At 46.9% G+C, this 13916-nt stretch carries 13 protein-coding genes; 1 reads left to right on the top strand and 12 read right to left on the bottom strand.

The features are described 5' to 3' along the window. Positions 1–2: 2 nt before the first annotated feature. The 3 genes from FD977_RS04290 to FD977_RS04280 all read right to left on the bottom strand — a co-directional run bounded on the left by FD977_RS04290 (position 3) and on the right by FD977_RS04280 (position 2816). Complete coding sequence (locus FD977_RS04290) at positions 3–662, bottom strand: SprT family zinc-dependent metalloprotease (protein ID WP_215306620.1); 660 nt, start codon at positions 660–662, stop codon at positions 3–5. Positions 663–673: 11 nt separating this feature from the next. Next, on the bottom strand, positions 674–1612 hold the full coding sequence (locus FD977_RS04285) for a tripartite tricarboxylate transporter substrate binding protein (protein ID WP_215307046.1): 939 nt from the start codon (positions 1610–1612) through the stop codon (positions 674–676). 82 nt (positions 1613–1694) lie between these two features. Then, positions 1695–2816, bottom strand: a complete 1122-nt coding sequence (locus FD977_RS04280) for an NADH:flavin oxidoreductase/NADH oxidase (RefSeq protein WP_215306618.1) — start codon at positions 2814–2816, stop codon at positions 1695–1697. Positions 2817–2967: 151 nt separating this feature from the next. On the opposite strand from FD977_RS04280, the gene FD977_RS04275 reads away from it, so the two are divergent. Continuing rightward, positions 2968–4488: a CoA-acylating methylmalonate-semialdehyde dehydrogenase gene (locus tag FD977_RS04275; RefSeq protein WP_215306616.1), complete on the top strand. Its 1521-nt coding sequence runs from the start codon at positions 2968–2970 to the stop codon at positions 4486–4488. An 87-nt stretch (positions 4489–4575) separates the two neighbouring features. Here the strand turns inward: FD977_RS04275 and FD977_RS04270 are convergent, their stop codons facing one another. The 9 genes from FD977_RS04270 to nuoL form a co-directional block, all read right to left on the bottom strand. Beyond that, positions 4576–5241 carry an amino acid ABC transporter permease gene (locus FD977_RS04270; protein ID WP_215306614.1) on the bottom strand — a complete coding sequence of 222 codons (666 nt, stop codon included), beginning with the start codon at positions 5239–5241 and terminating at the stop codon, positions 4576–4578. Beyond that, entirely contained in the window at positions 5241–5972 is a 732-nt protein-coding gene (locus tag FD977_RS04265; RefSeq protein ID WP_215306612.1) for an amino acid ABC transporter ATP-binding protein, read from the bottom strand. The genes FD977_RS04270 and FD977_RS04265 overlap by 1 nt, the downstream gene beginning before the upstream one ends. A 46-nt stretch (positions 5973–6018) precedes the next feature. Beyond that, positions 6019–6672, bottom strand: a complete 654-nt coding sequence (locus tag FD977_RS04260) for an amino acid ABC transporter permease (RefSeq protein WP_215306610.1) — start codon at positions 6670–6672, stop codon at positions 6019–6021. Positions 6673–6716: 44 nt separating this feature from the next. Further along, a complete protein-coding gene (locus FD977_RS04255) occupies positions 6717–7469 on the bottom strand; it encodes a transporter substrate-binding domain-containing protein (RefSeq protein ID WP_215306608.1) in 753 nt (250 codons plus the stop codon). An 81-nt stretch (positions 7470–7550) separates the two neighbouring features. After that, positions 7551–8078, bottom strand: a complete 528-nt coding sequence (locus tag FD977_RS04250) for a DUF1178 family protein (protein ID WP_215306605.1) — start codon at positions 8076–8078, stop codon at positions 7551–7553. A 60-nt stretch (positions 8079–8138) separates the two neighbouring features. Continuing rightward, complete coding sequence (locus FD977_RS04245) at positions 8139–8741, bottom strand: NUDIX domain-containing protein (protein WP_215306603.1); 603 nt, start codon at positions 8739–8741, stop codon at positions 8139–8141. A 105-nt stretch (positions 8742–8846) separates the two neighbouring features. Then, positions 8847–10352 carry an NADH-quinone oxidoreductase subunit NuoN gene (nuoN, locus tag FD977_RS04240; protein ID WP_215306601.1) on the bottom strand — a complete coding sequence of 502 codons (1506 nt, stop codon included), beginning with the start codon at positions 10350–10352 and terminating at the stop codon, positions 8847–8849. Positions 10353–10362: 10 nt separating this feature from the next. After that, positions 10363–11829, bottom strand: coding sequence for an NADH-quinone oxidoreductase subunit M (locus tag FD977_RS04235; protein ID WP_215306599.1), 1467 nt, complete (start codon positions 11827–11829; stop codon positions 10363–10365). Between the two features lie 24 nt (positions 11830–11853). Continuing rightward, positions 11854–13914 carry an NADH-quinone oxidoreductase subunit L gene (nuoL, locus tag FD977_RS04230; RefSeq protein ID WP_215306597.1) on the bottom strand — a complete coding sequence of 687 codons (2061 nt, stop codon included), beginning with the start codon at positions 13912–13914 and terminating at the stop codon, positions 11854–11856. Between the last annotated feature and the right edge of the window lie 2 nt (positions 13915–13916).

Below are 13916 nucleotides of genomic sequence, written 5' to 3'. Positions count from 1 at the left end.
GATTAACTGATAGCGCGGCGGATTTCATCCTTCTTAGGTTTAGATCCTGTAACAGATTCTGTATCGTGCTCAGTCGTATTTTCGATCGTCTCGATCAGCGCTTCTTGCATTCGAATATTGTCTTTAGGGCAAATAGGCGCCCCATAAGTAGCCCACTTCTTTAGTAGCGTCACCTCATATCCGCACTGGCCACATTTGGCTTTATTGCGACTCGCATTGCTCGGCCTGGGTGGCGGAAAAACAATTGCCTGATGTGGATATGGGCCAAGCTCTTGACTAATCATCATGAGGCGCACCATCAACTCTTCGGTCGCATGAGCCATTCTGGCGGGACCCTCTAAACCAACAGTCTGAGCAATGCCCTTGAAGTCCTCACCGTGGCCGCTGAAGCAATCATCCACGGCATGACATAACTCATGCACTAGGGTGTCCAACAATTGAACGGGGTCATCTAACTTTGGTGAAATAAAGATCTCGTTCACTCCCCCGCCAGAGCGCTCGCGCGGCCAGCATTGTCCTAAGGTTGTTCTAGGACTGCTAGAGGCTGGAAAGCCACAAGACACTCTCACTGGAGGTATGGCATATCCCGCCTTTGAGAATACCGGCTCCAAATGTCTTACAGCATCTTCTAGCCAAGATTCTCGTACGGAGTGTTGCTTCATTTATCGATCACTTAATCAAGCTTGATATTGGCGGATTTGATTGCTTTATCCCAATAAGGTAATTCTTTTTTCAACAAGGCATCCATCTGTGTAGGCGTGAGATAACGTAACTCAACACCAGCCGCATCAGAACGCTCTTTGACCTCAGGCAGAGCGAGACTTTTCTTCACAGACTCGGTCAGCTTAGCAATGACTGGTGCTGGCGTGCCTGCTGGCGCATATAAAGCTACCCAAGATTCCAATTGGAAAGTAGGTAAGCCTGCTTCAGCAGTAGTAGGTACGTTTGGCATGCCAGGGTGACGGCTTTTACCTGTAACAGCCAAGCCCTTCAGCTTGCCACTTTGTACGTGTTGCATTACCGAAGGTGGTGTCGTAATAAATACTTGCACCTGACCTGCTAATACATCCTGGATTGCAGGACCAGAACCTTTGTAAGGAACATGAACAATATCTACACCCGTATTTTGCTTAAAGATTTCAGTCCCAATATGAGATACCGAACCATTGCCCTGAGAGGCGTAATTCAGCTTTCCAGGATTGGCCTTAGCATAAGCAATTAATTCTTTTAAGTTATTCACAGGCACTGAAGGGTGTACTGCAATCACATTCGTAGAAACTGTGAGGAGCCCAACTGGAGAAAAATCTTTAATGGGATCCCACGGCAACTTGTCCATCAAGGAAGGATTACCAACGTGATATCCGGAATAAGAAATCAGTAAGGTATATCCATCGGGCTTGGCCTTAGCAACATATTGATAGGCCGTATTTCCGCTGGCACCCGGCTTGTTATCTACAATCACTGGCTGACCAATCACCCGAGTTAAGGGCTCACTCAATAAACGCGCCGAGGTGTCTACTAAGCCTCCAGGCGGGTTTGGGACAACGAGAGTAATGGATCGATCTGGGAATGCCTGGGCGTTAACAAGGGTAGAGCCTAATGCAATGCTCATGATGGCTAAAGAACGGTAGATAAGTTTGATTGATTTCATATTGATCTCCAAAAACTGGGTTTCATTTATTGTTTGACACGAATTATCGCTGCCCTACTTTGACATCACCAAAAATGGCCTGGGCTTCACGCGGTAAGCAACGCCAGTAACGCTCATTAGAAGGCACGATGCCACCCAAGGCCGCAGCAGCCTCCCAAGCCCAACGAGGTTTGTATAAAAATGCTCGCGCCAGAGCGATTAAATCTGCATCGCCTTTTTGTAAAATATCTTCAGCTTGCTCAGGCTCGGTAATCAAGCCAACTGTCATCGTTGGAATACCAGACTTGTCTTTCACAATCTTAGCAAATGGCACTTGGTAATTTGGCCCAATCGCAATCTTTTGCAATGGAGAAATCCCTCCTGATGAGATATGAACAAAATCACATCCCAAGGGTTTGAGTCGAGCAGCAAAATCAGCTGTTTCTTCGGGCGTCCAACCACCCTCAATCCAATCGCTTGCAGAAATACGAATGCCTAAAACACCTTGATAGGCTTTTCTTACCGCCGCGAATAGTTCTAATGGAAAGCGGATGCGGTTTTCATAAGAACCACCATATTCATCTGTACGTTGATTGGCGATGGGCGACAAAAACTGATGCAAGAGATATCCATGGGCACCGTGCAACTCAACGCCATCGATCCCAATCCGCTCAGAGCGCTGCGCCGCAGTAACAAATGCGGCAATGAGCTCATTCAACTCTGTTTTTGTGAGCTCGTGTGGCAAACGCTCATCCTTGAGTTGTGGAATGGCTGATGGTGCAACCATGTCCCAGCCGCCCTGCTCCTTGGAGAGCAACTGACCGCCTGCCCAAGGGCTTGCACTGGAGGCTTTACGGCCAGCATGCGCCAGCTGAATAAACACGGGAGTGGCGGGAGCTAAACTCCGGGCTCTCGTGAGCTTGTCTTTCAGGGCCGCTTCTGTGCGGTCATCCCACAGGCCCAGGCATACAGGGGTAATGCGGCCCTCAGGGGTCACACCGGTGGCTTCGATGATGAAAAGCCCTGCGCCACTATTGAGGAGGTTGCCCCAGTGCATGAGATGCCAATCCTGAGCCTCCCCATTGACTGCAGAGTATTGGCACATTGGTGCCACAACCACCCGGTTTGATAAGGTTAGAGGCCCCTTAGGGGAGCTTAGAACATAACTGGAGAATAAAAGACTCATTTGCTTACCTTTAGGGCCGAAAAAGCGTAAAACTAACTAAAGCGATAAAATAGATTCAGTAGAATAAACGAGACCACAGAGTTGTGCGGAATATAGCCCAAGCATCTTTATTGAACCCGAAACCAGATAATAGAATATTAAGTAAATCACTATGAGCGCACCCCAAGCTTTTACATCAAAAGAAGATATTGGCCATTTCGTTGGCGGTAAAGTCGTCAACCCTAAAGATGGTCGTTTTGCCGATGTATTTAATCCCTCCACAGGCGCTGTCGCAAGACGCGTAGCCCTAGCTAGCCGCAAAGAGGTTGATGAGGTTGTAGCAAATGCACAGACAGCATTTAAGACTTGGAGCCAGACCTCCCCATTGCGCCGTGCTCGCATTATGTTTAAGTATCTTGAGCTACTCAACGCCAACCGTGATGAATTGGCTGCCATTATTACCGCAGAACACGGCAAAGTATTTACCGACGCACAGGGCGAAGTGACTCGCGGTATTGAGATTGTTGAATTTGCTACTGGTATTCCAGAACTGCTCAAGGGTGATTACACCGAGCAAGTGTCTACCGATATTGATAACTGGGTCATGCGCCAGCCTTTAGGTGTGGTTGCTGGAGTGACGCCATTTAACTTCCCCGTCATGGTCCCTATGTGGATGTTCCCAGTGGCGATTGCCTGTGGCAATACCTTCATTCTGAAGCCTAGCCCAACTGATCCATCCGCATCCTTGTTCATGGCGAAGTTGCTGACCCAGGCTGGCTTGCCTGATGGTGTGTTTAACGTAGTGCAAGGCGATAAAGAAGCGGTTGATGCCTTGATTGAGAATCCCGATGTCAAGGCAGTGAGCTTTGTAGGCTCTACTCCCATTGCTAACTACATCTATGAGCGTTGCGCACACTTCGGTAAGCGCTCCCAGGCCTTAGGTGGTGCTAAGAATCACATGGTAGTAATGCCAGATGCTGATATCGATAAGACGATTGATGCTTTGATTGGTGCAGCCTATGGCTCTGCTGGTGAGCGCTGCATGGCAATCTCAGTGGCGGTGCTGGTTGGCGATGTTGCCGAGAAAATCATGCCAAAACTGATCGAGCGTACCAAGACCCTGAAGGTGAAGAACGGTATGGAGCTCGATGCTGAAATGGGCCCTATCGTTACTAAAGCGGCCTTAGAGCGCATTACTGGCTACATCGATAGCGGTGTTGCCTCCGGCGCAAAGTTATTAGTAGATGGTCGCGGTTTGAAAGTACCGGGGCATGAGAATGGCTTCTTTATCGGTGGCACACTGTTTGATAACGTGACTGCTGAAATGAAGATCTATTTAGAAGAAATCTTCGGACCAGTCCTCTCTTGCATGCGTGTAGCAAACTTCACCGAAGCACTCAATTTAGTGAACTCCTGTGAGTTTGGTAACGGCGTAGCTTGCTTTACGAGCGACGGTAATATTGCCCGTGAATTTGCTCGCCGCGTACAAGTGGGCATGGTTGGTATTAACGTACCTATTCCAGTTCCAATGGCTTGGCATGGTTTTGGCGGTTGGAAGAAATCCCTCTTTGGTGATATGCATGCCTACGGTAAAGAAGGTGTTCGTTTCTATACCAAGCAAAAAAGCGTGATGCAGCGCTGGCCCGAGAGTATTGCCAAGGGTGCAGAGTTTGTGATGCCGACTTCGAAGTAAGCATTAATCGCAGAGAGTATCTGCAGATGACAATAGCGACCCTCGGGTCGCTATTTTTTATCATTCATTTTTGATTCAGTAGTGACTCTAAGCAGGAATCAGGTAGCGCCTCTCGATGGCACGAGCAAATAACACAATCACCGATACCAGAGCCAGATAGACTAAGGCGGCCAAAAAATAAGCTTTAAAGAATTGGAAGTTGGTTGCGGCCAACTCTTGCACTCGAGCAAAGAATTCGGTGTACTGGATCAAGAAAGCAACTGAACTGTCTTTGAGATTAGCAATCACTTGATTGGTGAGCGCTGGAATAGAAAGGCGAATTACCTGTGGCAAAGTAATCAAGCGAAAGATCTGTAGTGGACTGAAGCCCTGTGCACTAGCCGCTTCCAACTGACTTTTATCCAAACCATTGAAGGCAGTCTTTAGATATGCCGCGTTGTAAGCTGCTACATTGAATGTAAAGCCAATGAAAGCGACCGTAAATGGAGAGAGTCGAATGCCCCACTGTGGCAGGCCGTAATACATCAAGAACAATAGAACAATTAACGGCATTCCGATAAAAAAGGAGATGTAAGAATTGGTGGCTCTACGCACGTATTGGTTTTTACTCAGCGTGAGATAAAACACCACGATCCCTAAAAGCAGTCCTGAAACACTAATCAAGCCAGCCAATTGCAGCGTCTTCACCAGCCCCGTCAAAATCAAGGGCATCTGCTCCGTAAGATCGCGAACGAAGGATGGCCATCCTCCCATTAATGCTTCTCCTCAGCACCAAAGAAGGCTTTGATATCTGGATCAGAATGTTTACTCAATACCTCGATTCGATCATCAGCCCGAATGACGCCACGATCGAGGAACATCACCGTATCTGCAATATTGCGTGCCAAGTTCAGGTCATGGGTCACACAGATCATCGTGATCCCCTCACTATGCAAGCGGTTGATCAGATCAGCAACATCTCTAGACATCACGGGATCCAGTGCTGAGGTAGGCTCATCGAGCACCAAGACAGCTGGATCCATGGCGAGTGCACGGGCAATAGCAACCCGCTGCTTCTGTCCGCCAGAAAGCTGCGAGGGATATTTGTCTTGATGGGATGTCATTTCAAAATGGGATAGCTCTAGGAGGGCTTTTTCTTTCGCCTCAGCCTTACCCATCTTGTGTAGCTTGCGCAGGCCTAGTGATACGTTATCCAATACGGTGAGATGACTGTAAAGGGCGAATTGCTGAAACACAAAACCAATTTGCTTACGCAGCTCCCGTACATCTACGTCAGGATGCAGCACTTCCTTGCCTCTGAAAACAATGGATCCCGAGGTCGGCTCAACTAAGCGATTAAGGCAACGCAATAAAGTAGATTTACCAGAGCCAGAGGCGCCCATCAAGACTCGCACATCGCCATCTTTTAAATCGAGGTTAATGTTGGATAGGACGGTTTGCCCATCAAATTCTTTTACCAAATCCCTCACTTGAATTAATGTCACAGGATTACCTCTTTAAATAATGTAGCGCTAGCGCTCTTACTGGTGCTCATGCTGGAGTCATCCCTGGAATTTGGAAACGCTTGTTCAGCAATTGAACACCGACTAAGCAAATCCGGTAAATTACAAAATATAAAATGCCCACAGCTAGGTAGACCTCTATGCCACGGAGCGTGGTTGAAGTAAGTGTCATGGCTTGCTTGGTAATCTCTGGAATCCCCACCGTATAAGCAAATGGAGAATACTTCAGCACTGAGGTGAATTCATTAACCATGCCCGGCACCGAAAATCGTAGCATCTGCGGTAACTCAATAAATCGCAGTACCTGAGTACGGGTCATTCCCATGGCTTGGGCTGCAATCACTTCAGCAGGATCTACCGAGTTAAATGCTCCCCGAAATACCTCTGCTAAATAAGCGGATGCCACAAGGCCTAAGCTGAGCGCCATCGCCATCAAAGGCGGAACCTTAAAGCCAATACCTGGTAGGCCAAAGTACACCATAAACAGTAAGACTAAAACTGGTACACCCCTAAAGACATAGGTGTAGCAGTCAATCAGCGGGCTTAGCCAGGAAATATCGAGGCGGCGTAGGCTTGCTAAAAATAGGCCGACCACTAAGCCCGTGAGTGAGCAAACGAAAGTGACGAGAACCGTATAAGAAATGCCCTGGCCTAACTGGGAAAGAATATCCAGAAAGGTCACAGGGCAGGCTTTCGACTACTGATTGAGGTATTAATGAATGGAGCTTATTTCATCCACTTATCCAGAATGGCTTTGATTTTTTCTGGGCCCAGTTCATTGAGGTATTTATCAAAGTCATCGCGCAGCTTAGAGCCTTTAGCAAAAGCAAAGCCTAGCTTATCAAACCCTTTGAATACATAGCTACTCTGAATCGGTAACTGGAGTTTATTCTCGTAATTAAGGAATACCGGCTCCTCAATAAAGGCGAGATCCAAATTACCGTTCTGCAAATCGGTAATCACTTCTGCATATGAGGGATAGAGCTTAACCTTGCTTAATGAATAGTAGCCTTTGGGCTCTAGCTCATTCTTAATCAGGTCATCGTAAGCCATGCCACGTGGGTAGCCAATGGAATATTTCTTGAGCTGATTTAAGTCAGTGATCTGAATATTTTTATTCTTCATGCTCACAAGATGCCAAGCATTGTCATAGTAAGGCTGAGAAAAATCCATGACCTCTTTGCGCTTGTCGGTAATAGAAATTCCTGAGAAAGCTACGTCAGCCTGTCCGCTAGAGACAGCACCCAACATTCCAGCCCAATCATACGGAGTGACTTTTAAAGTACAGCCGCGCGACTGACAAAAGCCCTGGAAAATATCCATATCAACGCCAACGATCTGCCCTTTGTCATCAAATAACATGGGTGGGGATGCAGGAGAAACAGCAACCTTAATTTCTTTGGTATCGGAGGACTTAGAGCAAGCCACAATGGTGAGCGCTAGAACAGCGGCGAACAATGCTAGAAAAAAGCGTTTCATGGGTACTTCTCCTATCCTAATTAATGGTGATATCCAGAATCTGAGTACATATTAAGTATAGGGGAATTAGGAAGGTGCTGGCTACTGCAAGGTATTTTTGAAGGCAGGTATCATGGGCATGGCCATAACCTCAATCCCCTCGTCGCGCAAGACCTCAGCCTCGTCTAGAGTGGTTTGGCCGCGGATGCTGCGCTCGGGTGACTCTTTGTAATGAATCTTTCTAGCCTCTTCTGCAAAAGAGTTTCCTACATCTTCGGATCTACCCATTAAATCACGCATGCCTTTTAAAAAGGCTGCCTGTACCTGCGCCTCTAGCTGAGAATGATCGCTACCAGTCAAAGCAAGGACATCCCCACTCAATGTGCCGCTGACACCAGCATGATCAGTTGTGGCTGAACTAGCCACTGTCAACTCAGTCGAAGTCGGGATATCTTTGCTAGATCCTGATTTAGCAATATGGGGTGCCGATGGCATCCGAGTAATCTCGGTACTATCGCAAATAGGACACGCCAGCATTCCCTTGTCTTGCTGAGCAAGGCAATCCTCTTCAGAGGCAAACCATCCCTCAAAGCGATGATTTAGGGGGCAAGCTAAGTTATAAACTTTCATAAGACTTATATAGGGGCAAAAATTCCAAATTCAATAGCCCTATTTTAAAGGATTGTTGAATTACCCCAAGATAGGCTCAGGACTTACTAAACCACGCCGATAGCGATCCAACCAATAGGTCGCAATGGTCGTCTTTACGTCAGTAATTTCACCCTGCTCTACCCACTCTAATAACTGCTCCAAAGGGGCGGCAAATACATCCAAAAACTCTTCATCATCTAAGTGGCTTTTGCCGGAGACTAAACCTTCAGCAAGATAGATATCAATAAACTCGGTCGAGTAAGAGATCACAGGATGGATGCGACGAATAAAGCTCCATTTACTTGCAGAATAGCCAGTCTCTTCTTCAAGCTCTCGTTGAGCACAAAGCAATCGATCTTCACCAATTTCTAACTTACCCGCAGGAATCTCAATGCAGGCCTTTGCAATGGGGTAGCGATATTGGCGCTCCATCAACACCCTGCCATCATCTAAGATCGCCAGAATAGCGACTGCGCCAGGGTGCGTCAGATATTCACGTACGGCCTGATTGCCATCTGGCAGACTGACTTGGTCGCGCTTCATATTCAAAAAGATACCACTGTAAATATCCTCGCCGGATAAGCGCTGTTCCCTCAAATGGGCATCACCGATTGGCAGGTCTTTAAATGATTTTTCAGTCATGGTGCTTCTTTCATTATTTGAACGTCCATCATACAAAATTCAGGTGACGGCAAAGAAAAAGGCTCCTATCAGGAGCCTATATCAGTAGCTAAATGGTAATTTGGCCTATGAGCCTAATAAGGTGCGGCGCATTGCATCCAAGCAAACGGCCATCAGCCCAGCCGGAAAAACTCCTAAAGCTAGAACCAATACTCCATTCAAGCTCAATAGTCCACGAGCAAAGCCTGATCCAGAAATCGTCACAGCGTGCCCTTCTTTTGGTTCATCAAAGTACATCACCTTAACAACTCGCAGGTAGTAGAAGGCACCAATCAAGGAAGCCATCACGGCAATAATTGCTAAGAAAGTATGCTCACCATCCACCAAGGCTTCAAGTACGCCAAGTTTGGCAGCAAAGCCCACTGTTGGCGGAATACCGGCCAGGGAGAACATCATGACTAAGCCAATAAAGGCAAACCAGGGGTGGCGCTTATTTAAACCTTTGAGGTCATCAATGGTTTCGCAATCGTGGCCCTTGCGTGACAGGATCATGAGTAGGCCGAAACTACCTAAGGTAGTTAATACATAGGTAATGGCATAGAACATCGATGCACTAAATGCATGATCATCAAACACGGATAACATGCCCAGCAATACAAAGCCCATCTGCGCAATCGCAGAATAAGCTAGCATCCGCTTGATATTGGTTTGCGCAATAGCAGTGACGTTTCCTACTACCAAGGATAGAACGGCAAGGATTGCTAACATTGGCTGCCAATCACCCATCAGCGGCAAAAGTGTATTTACTAAAAGTCTAAATAGCAGAGCAAAAGCAGCTAACTTCGGTGCAGCTGCAATCATTAAAGTCACTGCTGTCGGTGCGCCTTGATATACATCAGGAACCCACATATGAAACGGCACAACCCCCAACTTAAAGGCTAAGCCAGAAACAATGAACACTAAGCCGAAGGCCATTACCAAATGATTAACGCGTGGATCAGCTACCGTTCTGAAGATCTCAATTAAATCGAGCGAACCAGTTACGCCATACAACATAGACATACCGTAGAGCAAGAAACCAGACGCCAAAGCACCCAAGATAAAGTATTTGATGCCGGCTTCAACACTCTTCTCACTGCTGTGACGCATCGCAACCAAAGCATAGGTTGGCAAAGCCATCAGCTCCAAACCTAAATAGAGCGTGAGCAGGTTTGCACCCGAGATTAATACGCACTGACCTAACAGGGCTAGCAAAGCCAAGACAATGAAGTCAGGACGGAACAATGCGCGATCAGTCAGATACTGCTTTGAATACACCAAGCTCACCAATACAGCGCCGCATGAACAAGCTTTTAAGAGGTTTGAGATAGGGTCTGACTGAAATAAGCCATTCATAGCCACAATGGATACATCCCCCATGCGACCTACAAATGCAAAGATCAAATACACCAACAAGATGATGGTGAAAAAGTAAACAAAACCAACGCCACGTGGTGTGTGGAATATGTCTTGCTCTACACCCGGAGTGGCTGGCTGACGCTCAGGTACATAAACACTCGCCACCAGCAAAAAGCAGGTGACCACCAGTAAAACGAGTTCCGGCAGGACGGCGTATAGGTCGAATGCTTGCATTAGCTTTTACTCAGAGTTTGCTGACAGCGACATGCTGTAGCAGATTAATCACGGCTGGATGAATGACGTCGGTAAACGGTTTTGGATAAACGCCCATACCAATTACGCAGATGGATAACACTGCCATCATGAAATACTCGCGCACATTGAGATCTTTTAATTCTTCAACATGCGCATTGGTAATCGCGCCGAAGAACACACGCTTAACCATCCATAAGGAATAAGCAGCGCTCAGAATCAAAGCAGTCGCGGCCAAGATACCAATCACGAAATCGTAATCCACGGCAGCCAAAATCACCATGAACTCACCCACGAATCCAGAGGTAGCAGGCAAACCACAGTTGGCCATTGCCATTAAGACTGCAAACGCTGTAAAGGCAGGCATGCGGTGTACAACACCACCGTAATCCGCAATTTGACGAGTGTGCATGCGGTCATACAGCACACCAATGGAAAGGAACATGGCGCCAGCAACAAAGCCGTGAGAAATCATCTGCACAATACCGCCTTCAATACCCAGAGGACTGAAGAGGAAGAAGCCAAGGGTCACAAATCCCATATGCGCTACTGAGGAGTAGGCTACTAGCTTCTTCATGTCTTTCTGAACCAGCGCCACTGCACCTACGTAAATCACAGCCACTAAGGATAAGAAGATGATGAATGGGCCAAGATACTGACTTGCATCTGGAGCAATTGGTAATGAGAAGCGCAAGAAGCCATAAGCACCGAGCTTCAACATAATCGCAGCCAACACGACAGATCCGCCAGTAGGCGCTTCAACGTGAACGTCTGGTAACCAAGTATGCAAAGGCCACATTGGAACCTTTACAGCAAAAGCCATAAAGAAGGCAAAGAACAAGAGGATTTGCTCAACAATGTCTAGGCGTGCGTTATGCCAAGCCAAGATATCAAAAGTGTTCGTCACGTTGTACAGGTACAGCATGGCAATCAAGGTCAGCAATGAGCCAAGCAAGGTGTACAAGAAGAACTTGAATGCCGCATAGATCCGGTTATGACCGCCCCATACGCCAATGATGATGTACATCGGGATTAGAGTTGCTTCGAAGAATACATAAAACAACAAAGCATCAAGGGCAGCGAATACCCCAATCATTAATCCAGAAAGGATTAAGAAAGAGGCCATATATTGCGAAACCTTCTTATCAATCACTTCCCAAGCTGCAATCACTACGAAGATGTTGATGAATGCTGTCAATACAATAAACCAGACCGATATGCCATCGATACCCAAGTGGTAGTTAATGTCGTATCGCGGAATCCAACTCATCTTCTCAACAAATTGCATACCAGGATTGGCAATATCAAATTGCATCACTAAAGGCAGAGTAGCAATAAAGCCAAGAACAGAGCCTGCAAGAGCCAGCCAGCGAACACCGGCAGTCGGCTTCTCCGAACCGTAGAACAAAATAATGATGCCGAAGAAAATCGGAATCCAGATGGCGTAAGAAAGAATCATGATGGCTACTTAAGTAACAAAGGCCTAGCGAACAAAAGGCAGGTAAGCGTATAAAACCCAAGCCAACAATACCGCTAAGCCCGCAATCATTGCGAAGGCATAGTGATAGAGATAACCGGATTGCAAATGGCGAATAACTGTGGAAAAGCGCCCTACTGCATGCGCACTACCGTTAACCAAGAAGCCGTCAATAACCTGTTGATCACCGCGATGCCACAAGATGCCACCGATCCATAACAAACCTTTAGCGAATACCGCTTGGTTTAGATCGTCGAGATAGTATTTGTTATCCATCAACTTCTTGATAGGCGCAAATGCTTGAGCAACTACACCAGGCAACTTTGGAGCCCAGAGGTAACCAATCGCTGCAGTCAACACACCCAGAACAACTAATAGCAATACTGGTGAAGTGAATGAATGTATTGCCATGGCGATTGGGCCGTGGAATTCATCCTCTAACTCCTTCATGACTGGATGGCGAGCTAGATCAATAAAAATAGAATCGCCGAAATAGGTACCGAATAACAAAGGTGTAATTGTGTAGAAACCGATGATGACTGAAGGAATTGCCAGCAAGATCAACGGTAAGGTCACAACAAAGGGTGACTCATGTGGTTTTTGACCGGGAGCTAAACCATGGTGCGCATGATCATCGCCCTGCTCTGCATGATCATGATGATGATCATGCGCGTGAGCATCATCATGTCCCCAACGGGCTTTACCGTGAAACACATAGAAATACAAACGGAATGAATATAGCGCTGTGACAAAGACGCTGGCCATGACTGCGAAGTAAGCAAATCCAGATCCAGGTATGTGGCTAGCTGCTACCGCTTCAATGATAGAGTCTTTTGAATAGAATCCCGAGAAGAATGGCGTGCCGACCAATGCCAGATTACCCAGTAACATCATCAGGCAAGTAATTGGCATGTATTTCCAAAGACCACCCATCTTGCGCATATCTTGCTCGTGATGCATACCTAGAATCACGCTACCCGCAGCAAGGAATAAAAGTGCCTTGAAGAATGCATGCGTCATCAGATGGAAAATGGCGATTGGGTACGCAGAGACACCCAAGGCGACAGTCATATAACCTAACTGAGACAGTGTTGAATAAGCTACCACCCGCTTGATGTCGGTTTGGACGATACCCAAGAATCCCATAAAGAGTGCAGTAATCGAACCAATCACCAAGATAAAGCTCAATGCCGCATCAGATAGCTCAAATAAAGGCGACATACGTGACACCATGAAGATGCCGGCTGTCACCATGGTTGCAGCGTGAATCAATGCAGAAATTGGGGTTGGGCCTTCCATGGAGTCTGGCAGCCAAACGTGCAATGGAAATTGAGCTGATTTACCCATCGCGCCAATGAAGAGGCAGATGCAAGCTACAGTGACTAAATTCCAGCTAGTTCCTGGCAATGTTTGTGCAGCCAAAGCCGTGTTCTGAGCAAAGATCACGTCGTAGTTCATGGAACCAGTGCTGGCTAACAGTAAACCAATACCGAGAATGAAACCAAAGTCACCAACGCGGTTGACCAAGAAGGCCTTCATATTGGCAAATACAGCCGATTGACGCTCATAGTAGAAGCCAATCAGTAAATAAGAAACCACGCCCACTGCTTCCCAACCGAAAAAGAGTTGCAAGAGGTTATTGCTCATTACCAACATCAACATGGCGAAGGTAAAGAGTGAGATGTAAGAGAAGAAGCGGTTGTAACCCTCCTCACCTTTCATATAACCAATGGTGTAGATGTGAACCATCAAAGAGACAAAGGTCACTACACACATCATGGTGGCTGTCAGTGGATCAATCAAGAAACCAATATCCAAATTGAGTTCACCCAATTGCATCCAGCGGTACACAGTGCCATTGAAATAGAAGCCATCCATGACTTGCACAAGTACAAAGCAAGACAGAACGAAAGCAAGCATCACACCCAGAATGGTGACGAACTGGCAAGCACCATTACCGATGCGGTTGCCACCTAATTTGGTACCAAAGAACCCGGCAATAACTGAGCCAAATAATGGCGCCAGCGGAATTGCGCAGAGAACAGGAAGAGTTAAGGTCAATTGCATGA

It is taken from the genome of Polynucleobacter sp. AP-Elch-400A-B2 (genome assembly GCF_018688355.1).
GTDB lineage: Bacteria > Pseudomonadota > Gammaproteobacteria > Burkholderiales > Burkholderiaceae > Polynucleobacter.
Note: the sequence above shows the minus strand (reverse complement) of the source record. Positions and strands in the feature narration are given on the sequence as shown.